This window comes from Ruminococcus sp. RTP21484sp1_RTP21281st1_A8_RTP21281_210402 (assembly GCF_040914025.1).
GTDB classification, from domain to species: Bacteria; Bacillota; Clostridia; order Lachnospirales; family Lachnospiraceae; genus Blautia_A; species Blautia_A faecis.
The window spans coordinates 42,496-58,651 of record NZ_JBCPGE010000015.1 but is presented as its reverse complement, the minus strand read 5'-3'; the positions used below and the strand labels follow the sequence as shown (position 1 = coordinate 58,651).

General features: G+C 39.3%; 15 protein-coding genes and 1 CRISPR repeat array. Of the genes, 1 reads left to right on the top strand and 14 read right to left on the bottom strand.

Annotated elements, in window-relative coordinates:
- Positions 1-2: 2 nt before the first annotated feature.
- The 11 genes from cas2 to AB5170_RS09085 all read right to left on the bottom strand — a co-directional run bounded on the left by cas2 (position 3) and on the right by AB5170_RS09085 (position 11,535).
- The gene (cas2, locus tag AB5170_RS09135; protein WP_173718034.1) at positions 3-341 is read right to left on the bottom strand and encodes a CRISPR-associated endonuclease Cas2; all 339 of its coding nucleotides are present in this window, start codon (positions 339-341) and stop codon (positions 3-5) included.
- Positions 319-1,320 (bottom strand): CRISPR-associated endonuclease Cas1, encoded by a 1,002-nt coding sequence (cas1, locus tag AB5170_RS09130; RefSeq protein ID WP_173718033.1) that lies wholly within the window; start codon positions 1,318-1,320, stop codon positions 319-321. Before cas1 ends, cas2 begins: the two co-directional genes overlap by 23 nt.
- 22 nt (positions 1,321-1,342) lie before the next feature.
- Positions 1,343-1,804: direct repeats of the CRISPR family, unit length 31 nt; unit sequence CGTCCCCTACCGGGGACTTATATTTCTCAAT.
- Between the two features lie 134 nt (positions 1,805-1,938).
- Complete coding sequence (csm5, locus tag AB5170_RS09125; RefSeq protein ID WP_173718032.1) at positions 1,939-3,036, bottom strand: type III-A CRISPR-associated RAMP protein Csm5; 1,098 nt, start codon at positions 3,034-3,036, stop codon at positions 1,939-1,941.
- A complete protein-coding gene (gene csm4 / locus AB5170_RS09120; protein ID WP_173718031.1) occupies positions 3,033-3,959 on the bottom strand; it encodes a type III-A CRISPR-associated RAMP protein Csm4 in 927 nt (308 codons plus the stop codon). Before csm4 ends, csm5 begins: the two co-directional genes overlap by 4 nt.
- Positions 3,960-3,978: 19 nt before the next feature.
- Positions 3,979-4,644, bottom strand: a complete 666-nt coding sequence (csm3, locus tag AB5170_RS09115; protein WP_173718030.1) for a type III-A CRISPR-associated RAMP protein Csm3 — start codon at positions 4,642-4,644, stop codon at positions 3,979-3,981.
- A 12-nt stretch (positions 4,645-4,656) separates the two neighbouring features.
- Positions 4,657-5,058 (bottom strand): type III-A CRISPR-associated protein Csm2, encoded by a 402-nt coding sequence (gene csm2, locus AB5170_RS09110; RefSeq protein ID WP_173718029.1) that lies wholly within the window; start codon positions 5,056-5,058, stop codon positions 4,657-4,659.
- A gap of 1 nt (position 5,059) precedes the next feature.
- Positions 5,060-7,396, bottom strand: a complete 2,337-nt coding sequence (gene cas10, locus AB5170_RS09105; RefSeq protein WP_173718028.1) for a type III-A CRISPR-associated protein Cas10/Csm1 — start codon at positions 7,394-7,396, stop codon at positions 5,060-5,062.
- On the bottom strand, positions 7,389-8,126 hold the full coding sequence (gene cas6 / locus AB5170_RS09100) for a CRISPR-associated endoribonuclease Cas6 (RefSeq protein ID WP_173718027.1): 738 nt from the start codon (positions 8,124-8,126) through the stop codon (positions 7,389-7,391). Before cas6 ends, cas10 begins: the two co-directional genes overlap by 8 nt.
- A 330-nt stretch (positions 8,127-8,456) precedes the next feature.
- The gene (locus AB5170_RS09095; protein ID WP_368361448.1) at positions 8,457-10,424 is read right to left on the bottom strand and encodes an oleate hydratase; all 1,968 of its coding nucleotides are present in this window, start codon (positions 10,422-10,424) and stop codon (positions 8,457-8,459) included.
- Between the two features lie 359 nt (positions 10,425-10,783).
- A complete protein-coding gene (locus AB5170_RS09090; protein WP_173770590.1) occupies positions 10,784-11,347 on the bottom strand; it encodes a TetR/AcrR family transcriptional regulator in 564 nt (187 codons plus the stop codon).
- On the bottom strand, positions 11,344-11,535 hold the full coding sequence (locus AB5170_RS09085) for a DUF6783 domain-containing protein (RefSeq protein WP_368356801.1): 192 nt from the start codon (positions 11,533-11,535) through the stop codon (positions 11,344-11,346). The genes AB5170_RS09090 and AB5170_RS09085 overlap by 4 nt, the downstream gene beginning before the upstream one ends.
- 188 nt (positions 11,536-11,723) lie before the next feature.
- Between AB5170_RS09085 and AB5170_RS09080 the strand changes: the two genes are divergently transcribed.
- Positions 11,724-12,275, top strand: a complete 552-nt coding sequence (locus AB5170_RS09080) for a prolyl-tRNA synthetase associated domain-containing protein (protein WP_118577811.1) — start codon at positions 11,724-11,726, stop codon at positions 12,273-12,275.
- 116 nt (positions 12,276-12,391) lie between these two features.
- On the opposite strand, the gene AB5170_RS09075 is transcribed toward AB5170_RS09080, so the two are convergent.
- The 3 genes from AB5170_RS09075 to AB5170_RS09065 are packed head-to-tail and all read right to left on the bottom strand — an operon-like array spanning position 12,392 to position 16,025.
- On the bottom strand, positions 12,392-13,411 hold the full coding sequence (locus AB5170_RS09075; RefSeq protein WP_118577724.1) for a sugar ABC transporter permease YjfF: 1,020 nt from the start codon (positions 13,409-13,411) through the stop codon (positions 12,392-12,394).
- Positions 13,408-14,469: an ABC transporter permease gene (locus tag AB5170_RS09070; protein WP_195408827.1), complete on the bottom strand. Its 1,062-nt coding sequence runs from the start codon at positions 14,467-14,469 to the stop codon at positions 13,408-13,410. The genes AB5170_RS09075 and AB5170_RS09070 overlap by 4 nt, the downstream gene beginning before the upstream one ends.
- A complete protein-coding gene (locus tag AB5170_RS09065) occupies positions 14,469-16,025 on the bottom strand; it encodes a sugar ABC transporter ATP-binding protein (protein ID WP_330386301.1) in 1,557 nt (518 codons plus the stop codon). Before AB5170_RS09065 ends, AB5170_RS09070 begins: the two co-directional genes overlap by 1 nt.
- Positions 16,026-16,156: the final 131 nt, after the last annotated feature.

Below are 16,156 nucleotides of genomic sequence, written 5' to 3'. Positions count from 1 at the left end.
CTCTATACTAAAATTATCTCTTCCTCAGAAACAGGCTCTATTCCCCAGGACTTGACTTTTCCCTTTCCTGTAATTTTGTAAACCCGCACACTATCCTCTCCATTTCGGTCAATGTATGCTGGAATCTGATCAATCAGCTTGTAATAATTTTTTTCTGAAAGCATTGCCTCAAATGCTGATTTTTGAACCCGTTTTCCATATCCTTCTAATAATTTGGCAAACTTGGTTCGACGCTTATTGTCAACAATATCATAAATTATCAAGATAAATTGACGGTCACTTTCCAGTTCATCTGTTATCTGAAAATAATATTCCTCATCATCGAATAACAATTGGTTCATACAAAGAAGCATCTCCCTTCTCAATTGCTTTGGTTAACTGCTCCATTTGCAATAAAATTCCACGACGAAAGCTTACAGGATAATCTACATATTTTAAATATCGAATTTCTGTCTGAAATTTACGTTCCAGTTTATTCAAATATAATTTTAATCCAGTCTTTGTTAAATAGCAACCTGGTTGCTCCAAGTTGAAAACAAAATCTTCTTTTGAAATTTCATGCCCATTTATCATGCTCATAACCGTTGCGTCCACAATAACAGCGCGCCACTCTTCCATCATATCACTTGCCAATGTGGGATGCTTTTCAGCATCTCTATGTATAAATCCGAAGTATGGATTTAACCCCTTCATTTCTATTTTACAGTATAATTCATTCATCAAAATAGAGTACCCTAAACTGATCATTGAATTAAATTCATCTTTTGGTGGGCGTCTACTTCTTCCGTTAAACTGAAATTCTCTCTCAATGCACTTTGAAAGACCTCTAAAATAGAACTTCGCAGCTTGCCCTTCATAGCCGATAATTTCTTCAATACGTCTGGAATTTTCTATTTTTCCTCTGCATATACTTAACATTTTTTGTTCTTCCTCAAGACGTATATTTCGACTTTTTTCATATCTTCTCAATACAACACTCTGATTTTTAATCTTTGCGCTTAAAATTCTTTTTCCAAGTTCTACCGCGAATTCTGTGTCATATAGTGCACTTTGCATTCTTTGTCTTCCAGCGTTTATATGGCTTGTAGACATTACACGACCAAAGTATACCCCACCTTTTGAAAAATAGACGACCGGAATTCCTCTTTTCAGACATTCTTCGGTACATTTTGCCGTCATCTGTGATTGCCCCATAATAGTGATACCCTCTAGAGATTCAATAGGAATCAATTTTTTCAAACCATCTTTATAATTTACTACACATTTATTTGCTTCATAACCAATCTGAGCTCCATTTTCATTAACATAAAGTAATCCCATTGTGTTCCCCCTTTGTTTTTCTCGTCCCCTATTGGGGGCTTATATTTCTCAATAACACGCCAAAAGACAATCAGAGAATTGTAGACGAATGGTTTTCGTCCCCTACCGGGGACTTATATTTCTCAATAGTAAAAAAGATTTCGTTGGAGAATTACAAGAAGTGTTTCCGTCCCCTACCGGGGACTTATATTTCTCAATTCCTTTTGAAACTCCGTACACAGCAAAGACTAGATTTCCGTCCCCTACCGGGGACTTATATTTCTCAATGGCATTCGGCATTCTGTACTTTGAAAATGGCATACGGGTTTCCGTCCCCTACCGGGGACTTATATTTCTCAATTGTTCCGGTTTTAACTTCGCACGCGGGTTTGAATCCGTTTCCGTCCCCTACCGGGGACTTATATTTCTCAATTGTTCATGTAAAATCCGAAATCACTGATTTTCCATCATTTCCGTCCCCTACCGGGGACTTATATTTCTCAATACCATCTCCGCAATTCCTTGTAAACACTGACTGTATTACGCAATTTGCGTGGGAAATGATTTTTCAGAAATATAAGTTTATTTTTCATTATAAGAAACTCTCCAAATGCCTATTTTATGCGGTGCGCGGGAAAACTAATATATTTTGAATTTACATTGCCCCATCATATAAGTTTTCCCACAATATTTCGTACATTTTAGGACATGAGGAGAAACTCCCAGTCTGCAATCTTTGTAATGCTTATGTTCCTTTGGCACGTAAGTTTTATCAAAAATATCCTGCACAGCTTGAACTCCTTCTCTTTCTCCTAACAGAGAATATATCACAGTTTTTGAGACAAATCCACTTCCGCCACCAAGAAATACCGTTTCATCAAACATCTGATCTGCAATAGGATATTTGCTCTGAAATACACTATAGTAAAATTGATAAAATTTTTTTACTGCTTCCATAATTTTCTCACTTGTAATCTGATTGATTGATTCGTCAACTTTCATACTCGTCTTTATCACAGTTCCTGGCTTGACACATTCACGAAGCAGATTTAGTGTTTTGCTGCTACCATCGATATGATATTCCCATTTCTGACAAAGTATCATATCTTCATTGCTCAGTGGTTTACTGTCACTGATTATAATTCCTGACATAATATCATTCACTGCATCTTTGCTTTTTTCTGTTCTATTTAATTTATGAAATGCTTTTTCTTCAATTCCCCCTATATTTTTTTGTAAAATATTTCTATTTCTAATCGGTCCATCCAATTCCATTTTTATCTTCTGGACATCTTGTTTATAGTACAGTGGATTTTTCATAATATCTGCTGCAAGTAAAATTGTACGAAGCATTCCCTTTATTGAACTGCCAGGAATATATGGATTTCCATAAGGATCTCGCATGAAATTCATAATTTGCATGCGCCCTTTTTCCATCTGAATATCTCCTACATTTATTTTATACTTCATACAGCACTTGATTTCATCCAGAGAAATTCGATTTCTTTCAACCCAATGCTTCAAATCTTCTCTTCCATCTACAACCATAAATTTTTCAAACTCAATTTCCAAGTGCTTTTTCTTGGCTAACATATACAACTTATCAATATCTATAATACCAACTGTATTTCTATTCAAAAAAAGATATTCCTTTTTCTGAATTTCCATGCCACTTCCGACATAAACAGGTCCGCATACCTCTAATTCTAACTGATATGTTTTTAATACTCTTTTCATATGTCTACCCCCAGAAAAAGTGCTTTCTCATATCTGAATATAGGGTGTGTTCCACGATTCTTTTCTGTTATCACAGTTCCTTTAAATACTTGCTGAAAACAAGATCCCGGTATAAAAACATATCTTTCCTGTTTTCTCATCTGTTGTTCTGCATATTTTTCCGAATCTATAAAGCCCCCTCGCTTTAACAGACTATAATAGGCACAATCAAGAATCTTCTCCAGCTCCATATCTGCTGCCATCGCAGTAGAAAGCAATATATTTATTTTTCCAGCTTTTTGTAATTTTTTTTCTAAATTTGTAGAAATTTCACTTTCCTGATATTCAAAGCGCCCTAATCCTGTGCTCTTCTTTCCTCCAACTCCAGTATACGATAAACTTTCTAATAATTCTTCAAACAAATTTTTCACTTTTTCATCCTGAAAACCAACTATAATATATAGCCCGTTTCCATCATTGAAATAAAAAGCATTTACTCTATATGGCTCTGGATCCTCATTGCCACTGATTCCAACAGATACTCTCATTCCTGATTTTCCTAGATTATGGAGTAAATCCATTTGATCTAACGGAAAATCTCCATTTATGTATTCTTCCAAAAGCTCTACTGGAATATATTTCATATTTTTAATCAACTTTTTTTCTCTCGAATCTCCACGCGAAGCTGAACTTTTTCGTTCAATTTTTAACATTGGTTTTGGAATAAAATATTCCTTTCCAATATAGGGAAATCCATCTGAAAATAATAACCTATCATTTTCTACAAATTCCAAAAATAAATTTTCCTTATTTAATTTTAATGCTTCCTGATAAAGAGCCGAAAAAAGAGTATCTGCATGAAATGATATATCTGTACTGTCGAGATTCCCATGTCCAAATCGTACTCCATTAAAGAATTCCAAACGATAACTTGTGTAATTCAATGTTTTCTCCTTTCAGAATTCACTCCTGAATTGCTTGTGATAATATCTTATTACACTGCGCCAATAATTCTTCACTTACCTCACCTACAACAGTTTCCGCAATTATATTCTCAAATGCAATTTTCCCATATCCCCGTGAACCACTTCCTCCAATATAATCGTATTGAAGCAAGCGCATACCCTCTGCCAGCGTTTCCACATCTTCTATCATTTCTTTTTCATCTTCCACTTCGTATATTAAATCTAACTCAAAAATAGAACCTCGAACAGCTCTCTCTATTTGTCTTGGGTTTGCTACTGCAGTAAGTCTGGAAATCGAATTCTCAAATTTCACCTCGGTCATACTCTGCAGACCTGCTCGTCTTAATTCTCCTTCATTCGCCAATACCATATCTGAAAATAACAGCCTGCTTCGCTTTACGTTTCCCTTCTTAGCTGAACCAAATAAACGTACAATTCTTTCATGATCATTATCTGGATCCTGAAGACTTTCATTAAATTCCTTAGCAAGTAAACTCCTCATTTTGCCTTTTAAAGAACTTCCAGGAAGCAATGGAAGATTTGATCTTACATCCCTTACTATTGGAGAATCAACTGCTCCAATTGCCGCAAAAGCACTGCTTCCTCCAATATGCATACCGGTTTTCACTAAAATATCCCCATTAATTCTAATTTTTGCGTACATAATGCTCCCCCTTTACTGTTCTTTTCCACCATAGTACTTATGAAATGCAATAAGAGCTTCCATATATCGACTAAAAAGCAAATAGTTCTTTTTACTTGCACCAATTTCTTTCAAACATTCAATTATTTCAGCCTTTTTTATAAACTTTTCTACCTTGTGCTCATTATCACGCCCACATTCATACATAACCCGAACTCTTAAATATTCTATTCTTCCTAGCAGTTCATCATCAAGCCTCTCCGACGGATAAAGTAATACCTGATTATATATATCAGCTGTCATTGCCAGAAGATTTCGAAGTTTAGAGGTCGTTACAATATTTACACGCCCTCTGTTCTTCACCTTTGATTCTTCTGCCAGATCCGAAATTACTTTTTCAGCCTTATCGACATAATTTTTCTCATTTATTCGCATATTAATGAGCCCCCTTCTCTCTGTGCATATAAGCATATAGATTTATTGCTGTTTTCAATTCTCTACAGTCTTTTTCAGATTGCACCCATTGATACATTTTTCTGGAAAACTTGCGATATTTTTCTTTCTTTTCACCTTCTTTATCTGGCTCCAAGCGAGACAGAAGATAGACAAATCTTGCAAAGTTAATTTTCTCCTTCTGATTTCGGATCAGTTCCAGCATGCGGTATAAGAATGACATTCCTCTTTCATCTGATTCTCCAAGAAAATCTTGAATTACATCATATTTTTCTCCAAGAACACTCTTATATAATTCTTCCCACCGATAAGTACCATCGCATATTTCAAGTTCATTAATCAAATGCGTCTCACCATCATCCATAAACGTCACAGAATCTTTTTCAGGCATTCTTTTTGACTCCGCTTCCATTTCCCCAGTTTCATTCGCAATGGCACCTATCGGATATGTACATTCATAAATTCCAATTCCAGACGATATTGACAAGGTTCCTTGCGTGTATTTTTTAAATTTTTCCTGTAAATCAATTGATAGCTCGATTACCTCATTCCACGCACCTACAATAAATACGTCATCTCCACCTGAATATACAATAGTTGCATTTCTTTCTGTCAACTTCTTTTCTCCATCAATATGATACTCTCCATTTTTTAAAATTGAACGAATATAATATTTAAAGAAAATTGATAACTGCCTTGAAAGTGCTGCTGTTCTTGACAATGTCGCATATTTTCCAGCAAATCCAGCAACAAAAGTCTGTCCTAAATTATCCACATCAGCTCTCAAAACACCAATACGTTTAATTCCTTCTGCCTTTTGCGCAAATTTTTCAAATGTATCCCCAGTAGTGTAATCTCCTACCCAAAGCTTTGTGGCAATATGTTTTCCAGTATACATCTGATTTTTTGCATATACCCTTACGAAATATGAATCTTTTTCCATACGTTTTGATAACGTTTTTTCATCATCTGCAAGAAGTAAATATCCCCCTGGAAGCGGAAGACCATCCGCTTCTCCTTCTAATACGACAGAAAAGAAATCACTATACAATACATTATTGGATAATTTCTGTATTTTACTGCATAATGGACATAGTCCATCTTCGCTTACTTTCCCAACATGCTTACATACTTTACATTCTTTCGTATAATCATCAGCCTTTTGGCTATTTAACCAAATAATTTCGTCCGCTTCATATCGATGCATTTTTTCCGCTGACAGTTTTTCTCCCACCCCGCGAAACATTTCAGAATAACTTCCCTCAGGAATATTCCTCAGAGAATTAGCACTACATTTGACATATCCACATGCAACGAACAGTTCATTTTGAAAATGCTTTAGGAACCATAACTTTAACTCTTTTTTCCAATCTTCCAATTTATGTAGCGTATCTTCCGTATTTGCCAATAAAAGATAACAATGTCCGCCACCAGAATACAATAAATTCGCTCTGGATAATTCTAATTTTTCAAGAAGCGTATCAATAATGTGCTCCATCATTATTTCTAAATAAAAAGAACGTGCTCTTAATGTACGTAATGCATTTTGGGAAGTAATTGTATAAATAAAATTCTGAATACCTGAAATATCTAAAGAGCAAAGTAAAAAAGCCTGTCTGTCATAAAATTCTTTCTCTTTCGTGAAAAGTTCATCCTTACAATTCTTTTTTCCAGCATTTAAATAATCATAAATGCAACTGGCTACTGCTGCTGTAAATTTTACATGATCAAATAATGAAATATCTGCCAGCTCCGCCTTTGCTGTAGATGACGGTACATATGACAAATTTGCCTCCATTACAGCCAACAGGGAATTCACATATTCATCATTCCAGTCTATTCCTCGAAGATTATCCGTTATTCTCTGACGGATTTTTATATAAAATGTCTGTGAAAAGTTTTTCTTCTCTTCTGACGGATAATTGATTCCACTTTCCGGATCCATGTCTCCCGGTTGATAATAATATTCTTGTTTATTTCCATTTAAAATATTAAAAATGCTTTGAAGTGGAACCGCGATTTCAAATCCTTTGTCATCGACATTTTCTTTTTCTCTTCTATCTGCAAATGCCGCGATATTATCAGCTATATATGTTATATACGCCAGGTTATCATCTTCAAGATTTGCACTCTTTAATAGCAGTGCATGATGATATTTAACACAATCCAAAATTTCCTTTTCTTTTATGTCAGCTTCTTCTTTTAAGTAATCATATCCACTTACGCTGTGGTTTCTTTTGTCACCACCTTCTCTGTAGATTACTTTTCCAATATCATGTAAAAGGCTTCCTATAATCAGCTTCGCTTTTCGATCATTCATCCTTTTTCCCTCCGCATCTTATAGCTCCCATTCCCATTCCAGTTTTTATTCCCACTCCTGAAAATTCCCCGAAATGAAAAAGAAGCCTTATATATCTTGCTATAGTCTCTGAACCTTTCACTTTAATTCCAATTTTTCCAACAAACCCAGTCACGTTTATTTTTTCCAATGGAAATGGTATTGTTTGTAAACGATAATTTACGACTTCACTGCTCCTGCACAGTTCCTCTAAAGTGTCTTTATCTTCCATTGTCATCTGCTGTGAAAATGCACTATATTTACGCATTAAGCTTCCATATATCAGACTTAAATCCGGATAAAAAATATAATTTCCATCATGCTTAAATGCTGTAGGTGTTAAAAAATATACCTCAAAATACCTAGAGCATTTCTTGTCATAAAACTCATCCAATAGAGTTTTCGCTTCCATCATTTGTATTGTTTTTTTCTCAGGAACAATTGTAATTCCTCGTTTTCTTAGTGTAATCTCTTTCAGCTCGGACATTGGAAGTATAATATTCTTATATGCTTCATCTGTAATAGTCTTTATATGCCAAACTACACCGTTCTCTTCTTTTGACACATATTGACTATACGGATTAAGCTGATTTCCATGAAGAATTCCCGCATACTCCGTGCTTATATTCTCCATAATGACACCTTGTAAATTTGAAGATTGCTGAAAATTTATTTCTGTTTTTCCAAACTCCATGCATAATTCTACATACATGTTTCATTCTCCGTTAAAATAATTATCATTTTGGTCAAGTATGCAAATATTATAATACAAACGCACTATAAAATCATTGTTTTTTTGCATTTTTTGTATATTTTTATATTATTTAAAGTGTCTAATCTATTATCTTGCAAAAACATGACACAAAAAACCGTTACCTATGTCTGCTCAAAACATAAATAACGGTTATGCCTACTTTGATTTTTTCACTCTCCAATATTCCAACATTTTTCAGTCTTCTATCTTTCATTCATTACTATTAAACAAAGAGCCGGATCACTCCGACTCTTCGCTCGTTTCAGCATATAAAATTTTTACAACCGCTTATTTCTCCAGCATATAATCCTTAATCACATCATGGTCTCTCAGCACCTTCTCCACCAAGGTTCCCTTGATTGCTTTCAGTAAAGGTTTTTTCACCAGATTCAGCGGTCCAGGAAGCTCAATTTCAAGTGGTGATCTGCCATCCATGAGTTTTACGCTGGCGTCAAGGAGTTCTCGCACGTCGTATACGCTGCCCCATACTTCCGGAACGCCACGGTCTACGCCCATAAGTCCGTATACAGCTTCCATTGCGGTACGAACAGAATATTCTGTAGTGAATATAGTGTCTCTTGGAGTCTCAGCGAACTGGCCAAGGAATGCGAAGTTCACACAGCCATCCGGGATTACGTCCGGTCTGTCGCCTTTGGCTCTTGGCATAAAGAATGCAGTGATGTAAGGCATCATGGTCGGTACGCAGACTGCGCTGTTTTCAGCCAGATCCTCGATCTGATCAGTCGGTACACCCATATGGTACAGCCACTCTTCCGTGATTTCTTTACCGGTACACTCTTTCATCGGTTTCTTTACATAATCGCCAGGTACATCTGTGAAGAGACCGTATACCCAGACGCAAACCTTATCTTTGTCCTGATCCTTGAACTGACCCTGACGGTTGATGGTCCAGCTTAACAGCCAGCTGGAATCCTGACAGCTTACAATACCGCCGGTAACAACCTTTCCGCTCTTCGGATCTCGCTTGCAGATGTCGGTAATATAAGGAATGATCTTGTCATCCAGTGTGGTAACAGTTGCAGATTCCCAGTTAGTCTTCGCGATATCAGAACAGAATTTCTCCGGATGTCCGAAGGACGGATCCTGTTTTGCAATATTTTTCCAAAGGCTCCAGCAACCGCTTGTACGAACCTCAGCATCTCCGTTTGGAGCGTGGTTCTGGTCACCGTAGATGGTTCCCTCTGTACAGCTTCCGTTGGTAACAAATACATAGTCATTCTCAGTAAGAAGGATTCCCTTCTCAACACCCTTTACCTTGCACTCAATAGCAGTTGCCACTTTTTTACCATCGTGAATATCGAAGATTACATTGGTAACCTCTGTGTTGAACTGGAAGTCAACACCTGCATCCTCCAGATATTTCTTCATTGGAAGGATCAGGGACTCATACTGATTGTATTTGGTGAATTTCAGAGCACTGAAATCCGGAAGTCCGCCGATATGATGGATGAAACGCTGGATATAAAGCTTCATCTCCAGTGCGCTGTGCCAGTTTTCGAATGCAAACATGGTTCTCCAGTATAACCAGAATGTGGAATTCAGAACCTCGTCATCGAATACATCCTCAATGGTCTTGTCATAAAGATCCTCGTCCTTTGTAAAGAACAGCTTCATGATTTCCATGCAGCCCTTCTGGCTCAGGTTAAATTTGCCATCTGTGTGAGCGTCTTGGCCCTGATTTACAGTAGCACGGCAAAGAGAATAGTTCGGATCATGTTTGTTCAGCCAGTAGTACTCATCCAGTACAGAGGCGCCTGGTTTTTCCAGGGAAGGAATGCTGTGGAAAAGATCCCAGAGACATTCGAAGTGATTCTCCATCTCACGGCCGCCTCGCATGACGTATCCTCTCATCGGATCGAAGATACCATCACATGCACCGCCTGCAATGTCCATCGCTTCCAGGATGTGAATGTGGTCACCAGGCATCTGCGCGTCTCTTACAAGGAAGCAAGCTGCTGCCAGAGCCGCAAGTCCGCTTCCTACCAGATATGCATGCTTGTCATCTACGCCTTCCGGTTTCTCTGGGCGGGCAAATGCTTCGTAGTTACCGTTTGTATAATAAATGCCCTTGCTGTTTTTCTCATTTTTGCCACGCTCTGTATTGCGGTAATTCGGGTCTACGTGTGCTTCTATGATCTGTTTCTCTTCGCGGCTCTTGTTTGCCAGAACTGCTGCTCCTGCACCTGCTGCAGCAAGTGCTGCCATACCTAATACGGAATGTTTTTTCTTTGACATAAAAATTACCACCTTTCTGAAATTTGCCGTTACATTATTTCCGGCTATCTGTGTTTATTCTTGTTTTAACTTTTCGAATCAGCTTCTAAGCTTTCTCAGTTTTGTTTCCTAACCTTCAGATAAAAAGCTTTTATTTGACTAATTCGAAATTCTGCTGCCTTTTATTTAGTATTTCCTGTTTCTGAGTGTATTCTACGTCAAAAAATAATTTTCCTCAATTTACAAAACAAGACGGATGACAAAAAACTTATCATCCGCCTTACTTTGTAAAGTTGATTTCGAAAACTTTATGTCCCGCCCTTTCAGGATTAAAGCTGCTATGCCATAGTTATCCCTTATTTTCCGGATAAACTTAATCTTTATTGCCCTTCCTTCTCCATATTCCGCAGAGAATTCCCAATATTTCCATGCATGGTCACGCAGACCATATTCGCGATTTCTTCTGGGGCTTCCTTCATTCCTCTCTTGATCCAATCAAGCATAACACCTACGAAACTGTATTTGTAAAAATCCGCAATAAATTTCTTCTGTTCCTCTGTAACCCTCAGATTCTCGCTCTGCTCTTCCACCACTCCTTCGATCAGCTGATAGGTCAAGCTGTACAGATAATTTTCCACCTGCTCTCGTTTCACAGAGCGATACACGTTCAAGATAAATGGTTTATTTTCCAAAACAGCCTCAAAAATCTGCTGAAGCCCTTCCTGCCAGGTGTCGTAAGTCTTTTTTCCCTGCAAAGCCCGGGAAGCGTCCTCAATACAGGACCATTCTACCAGGTCATAAATGTCTTTAAAATGATAGTAAAAAGCCATTCGGCTGATTCCGCAGTCTGCGGTCAGATCGCTGATAGTAATCTTGTCCAGAGGCTTCTGAAGGAGAAATTTCTTCAGAGATTCTTCCAGTGCATTTTTTGTGATATTGTTCATTCAGATGTGCTCCTCCTGATAATATTTATTTTGCAGTATGGCATCAGGCAATACATGAGGCCTGTACAATTTCTAGAGCGTGTTTGAAAAAGGCTTTCTGCAAGATGTGCGTCACAATCTGCAGACTCTAAGGATTTTATAAAGCCTTTTTGGATTTTTGTCAACAGGAGCACTATGAAAAAAAGCATCTTTCACACCATTTTCGCAAAAATGCATGGAAAAAGCCCCCTTTCGCGGAGGGCACATCAAGTGCTTTTCCAGGCATCACAATTTGTGGGAGAACATCCTCCACTTTACAAAAAAACGCTCAATGCTACAATATTTCCCAGATATTTGACAAAAAAGACCCTGTGGGGGAATACATAAGGAGAACACCATGGAATTAAAGCTTGAAAACGGACGTCCCGCAGATACCACGGGCAGACTTGAAAAAGAGATACGTACTTATGATTTTCTTGATGCACTTCAGGTGCCTTATCAGAGGATTGACCATGAAACTCTGATGACCATTGAAGCTTGTAAAGATGTGGATAAAGTGCTTGATGCAGTAATCTGCAAAAACCTGTTTCTCTGCAACCGCCAGGAAACGAACTTCTATCTGCTGCTCCTGCCAGGCGACAAGAAGTTTAAGACAAAGGAAGTATCTTCCCAGCTTGGCGTTGCCAGACTTTCCTTCGGCAATGAAACTTATATGGAGAAATTCCTTGATATTACACCTGGTTCTGTCAGTATACTTGGACTTATGAACGATAAGGAAAATCATGTGCAGCTGCTTATTGATGAAGACCTCCTGAAGGAACCTTACATCGGCTGTCACCCTTGTATTAACACCTCCAGCCTGAAAATTAATATGAAAGATATGATGGAAAAAATTATTCCGGCTATGAAACATGAACCGATTTTTGTGAAATTGGGACAGGAAGAATAAAATTGCAATTAACTAATTTGTATGTTACCCTTTCTTCCATTATGCCCAAAATAAAACAGACAGATACACATTTCAATCATGTACCCGCCTGTCTCATTTCAGTCTTTATTCAATTTTTATTTGCTCTTCCGCTCCTTTACCAGTGCAAATACACTCTGAAGTACAATGAAGAAGCACAGCAGGATTGCTGTTACAATGTTGGACCAGGAGCTGATCAGTTTTCCATTGGTTTTAACCAAAGTAGAAATCGTACCATTGATCAATACACCAAACAAGGAACCAAGTACATTTCCTACACCACCGGTAAGAAGTGTACCACCGATGACTGCGGAGGAAATAGCGTCCATTTCAAGACCGGTTGCCTGGGTGGTAGTACCTGCCATGGTATTCAGACAGTAGCAGATTCCGCCGATGGAAGTAAGGAAACTGGAAAGAATATATGCCTTCATCTGTGTTTTCTTAACATCAAGTCCCATCAGGGTGGCAGACTGCTGATTGCCGCCTACTGCGTAAATACTGCGGCCGAAGCGTGTGTATTTCAGCATCAGATAAATAGCAAGAACTACGATCAATGCAACTACAACAGTTACACGAAGGTATGGAAACTGCATGATTCCCTTTTTGTTCAGATACCCTCCAAATGGAAGGGAAATCTTAAAGCTGGAAAGAGTAGTAAAAATCTTGTCAGAAACAATACTTACCTGCTCTTTACAGATCACGGCTGTCATACCTCTGGCAAAGAACATTCCTGCCATAGTAACGATGAAAGGCTGGATTTCCAGGTAGGAAATACAGAAGCCCTGAACAATACCAAATATAATACCAATTGCAAGAATCAGAAGCATAAGTACCGGGCTGGACCATCCCCACTGCTCGATTCCCACTGCCAGGATCATACAGTCCATAGCAACCAGGGAACCTACGGAAATATCAATACCGCCAGTAAGCATAACGCATGTCATACCAGCTGTGATGCAGATCAGACCTGCATTGTTGATCAGGATGTTCAGAAATGTCTGGAAACGGGTAAAGCCTTTGTCCGCATATACGATACATCCTGCAGCATACATTACAAAGAATAATACAATGGTGATCAGCAGCAACAGGTTATTGCTGTTTATTTTTTTCTTTTTCATGCCCGAGCTGCCTCCTTTCCGGATTTCTTTGTCAGCTTCTTAAAGAAGGCTTTGGCTGGCTCAGCCTGAATTACTACGATGATAATAACTACGATTGCCTTAAATACCGGTGCCTGTGCAGAAGAAACACCAAGTGCATACAGAGTTGTGGTAATCGCCTGGATGGTGTACGCTCCGATGATGGAACCTGCCAGGGAAAACTTACCGCCGCCAAGGCTGTTGCCACCAAGTGCTACAGAAAGAATTGCATCCAGCTCCATGTTCAGACCGATATTATTGGTATCTGCTGAATAGATTCTGGAGGTTGCAACCATACCTGCAAGACCTGCACAAAGACCGCAGATTGCATAGCACATAAGGATGATCTTTGCGGAATTAAAGCCTGCGATACGGGAAGCTTTTTTGTTAATACCAACACTCTGGATGTAGGTTCCAAGTGCTGTGTAGCGAAGTACGATAGAAGCAATTGCCACACACACAGCAGCCACAATGATCGGTGTTGGAATGATTCCGCAGTAAGCGCCAAGCTTCTGGAAGGACGGAACACGAACATAAACGATCTGGCTGTTGCAAAGAAGAAGTCCCACTGCTCGGCCTGCTGACCATAGGATCAGGGTGGCGACCATAGGCTGAATATTCATATAGGCAACCAGAAATCCATTAAAAACGCCACAGATCAAAGTGACAAGAAGTCCGGCTCCAATGCCAACCAGCAGCGGCTGCGCATATTCCTGCACATTTACATTTCCGTATCCTGCAAGGATCATACAGCAGACACCTGCGTAAAGACTCATTACGGAACCAACGGAAATATCAGTACCACCGGAAGCAGATACAACAAGTGTCATACCGATTGCCAGTATGGCGATTTCACTTCCACGGTTCAGGATGTCGATCAGACGTCCGTAAAGTACACCATTCTTAATGGAAATCATAAAGAAGGAAAGCGGTGCACTTCCTGTTGCAATATCATATACTACGTTGATCAGCATGACCAGGATCATACTGAAAACCGGAAGGAACAGACGTTTCTGCGCCAGTTTTTTGAAATTACCCATTACTGCTCACCTCCTGCGATTGCTTTCATTACGTTCATCTGATTCATATCTGCCTCATCAATCTCTCCAACCTTCTGACCGTCACGGAGAACTGCCATACGGTTGCAGGTACGGAGCATTTCCTCAATCTCAGAGGAAATGAAGATCAGACTCTTTCCTTCATCCGCAAGCTTCAGAACCAGCTTCTGGATCTCTGTCTTGGTACCGATATCGATGCCTCGAGTAGGCTCGTCCAGAATCAGGAAATCCGGGTTTGTTGCAAGCCATCTTGCAAGGATAACCTTCTGCTGGTTTCCACCGGAAAGCTGTTTGATCAAGGTCTCACGGCTTGCACATTTGATCTGGAGAAGATCAATATACTTGTCTGCAATCTCACACTGTTTTGCCATAGGGATCTTTTTCAGAATTCCCTGTTTTGCCTGAATTGCAAGGATGATATTTTCTCTTACGGACAAATCTGCAACAATTCCCTCTGCTTTACGGTCATCAGGAAGAAGTCCCATTCCAAGATGCATGGCATCAATAGGATTTTTCACCTTAACTTCCTTGCCTTTTACTTTCAAAGTACCAGTCTGGGCGCGGTCAGCACCGTAAATAGCACGTGCCAGTTCGCTTCGTCCGCTTCCAAGAAGTCCGGTAAGACCGATAACCTCTCCTTTGTGGATATCAAGGTCAAATGGTTTGATGGTTCCTGCGTGGCTTAAGCCACGGGCTTCGATTACCATCGGCTCTTTTCTCTTATCTCCTGTGCTCTCCGGTTTAATGGAAGCAAGATCGTCGAAATCTTTTCCCATCATAGCTGCTACCAGCTTCACTCTCGGAAGATCTGCGATCTCATACTCGCCAACCAGCTGACCATTTCGAAGAACGGTAATTCCGTCACATACTGCATAAACCTGTTCCAGGAAATGAGTAACAAATATGATTCCTACACCTTTCTCCTTCAGTCTGCGCATCATGGTAAAAAGCTTTTCTACTTCACGATCATCCAGTGAAGATGTGGGCTCATCCAGAATGAGCACCTTACAGTCCATATCTACAGCACGGGCAATTGCGATCATCTGCTGCAATGCCAGTGAATATTCTTCAAGATTACGTGTTACATCAACGTCAAGCTCCAGCTGTTTCATAAGGGCAGCTGCCTGACGGTTCATTGCCTTTCGGTTGACCGTTCCAAGCTTTGTCAGCGGCTCGCGGCCTATGTAAAGATTCTCTGCCACCGAAAGGTTTGGACAGAGGTTTACTTCCTGATATACAGTAGAAATGCCCTTCTTCTGGGCGTCCATGGTATCTTTATTTACGATGGGATGATCAAATCCTTCCAGATAAATCTCTCCAGCCTCAAATTTATTTACGCCGGTCAGGCACTTGATCAATGTGGATTTACCCGCGCCATTCTCTCCCATCAGCGCGCGGATTTCACCTTTTTTCAATGTCAGATCCACGCCTTCCAGTGCTTTTACACCTGGGAATGTCATGCAGATTCCCTGCATTTTCAATACTACTCCTGCTTCCAACGCGATTCCTCCCTTCCCGTTATCAACTTCATTTTTCATTCTCCTCGTTGCTCGCGAAAATTAAGGGGAAGAAAATCCGCCTTGGGACTTTCCTCCCCTATTTGTTCATCTTTATCGTTTTTCAGCTGCTTGCTGATAACCAATTTCGATGTTTACGGATTGTTTCACAG

Bases quoted from the DNA above. Each gene is read 5' to 3' on its own strand.
- AB5170_RS09075 (WP_118577724.1), bottom strand. From the start codon at position 13,411: ATGAAAAAGAAAAAAATAAACAGCAATAACCTGTTGCTGCTGATCACC.
- csm3 (WP_173718030.1), bottom strand. From the start codon at position 4,644: ATGTACGCAAAAATTAGAATTAATGGGGATATTTTAGTGAAAACCGGT.
- AB5170_RS09080 (WP_118577811.1), top strand. From the start codon at position 11,724: ATGGAATTAAAGCTTGAAAACGGACGTCCCGCAGATACCACGGGCAGA.
- cas6 (WP_173718027.1), bottom strand. From the start codon at position 8,126: ATGTATGTAGAATTATGCATGGAGTTTGGAAAAACAGAAATAAATTTT.
- cas1 (WP_173718033.1), bottom strand. From the start codon at position 1,320: ATGGGATTACTTTATGTTAATGAAAATGGAGCTCAGATTGGTTATGAA.
- AB5170_RS09095 (WP_368361448.1), bottom strand. From the start codon at position 10,424: ATGTCAAAGAAAAAACATTCCGTATTAGGTATGGCAGCACTTGCTGCA.
- cas2 (WP_173718034.1), bottom strand. From the start codon at position 341: ATGAACCAATTGTTATTCGATGATGAGGAATATTATTTTCAGATAACA.
- AB5170_RS09065 (WP_330386301.1), bottom strand. From the start codon at position 16,025: ATGAAAAATGAAGTTGATAACGGGAAGGGAGGAATCGCGTTGGAAGCA.
- csm2 (WP_173718029.1), bottom strand. From the start codon at position 5,058: ATGCGAATAAATGAGAAAAATTATGTCGATAAGGCTGAAAAAGTAATT.
- AB5170_RS09070 (WP_195408827.1), bottom strand. From the start codon at position 14,469: ATGGGTAATTTCAAAAAACTGGCGCAGAAACGTCTGTTCCTTCCGGTT.
- AB5170_RS09090 (WP_173770590.1), bottom strand. From the start codon at position 11,347: ATGAACAATATCACAAAAAATGCACTGGAAGAATCTCTGAAGAAATTT.
- AB5170_RS09085 (WP_368356801.1), bottom strand. From the start codon at position 11,535: ATGCTTTTTTTCATAGTGCTCCTGTTGACAAAAATCCAAAAAGGCTTT.
- csm5 (WP_173718032.1), bottom strand. From the start codon at position 3,036: ATGAAAAGAGTATTAAAAACATATCAGTTAGAATTAGAGGTATGCGGA.
- cas10 (WP_173718028.1), bottom strand. From the start codon at position 7,396: ATGAATGATCGAAAAGCGAAGCTGATTATAGGAAGCCTTTTACATGAT.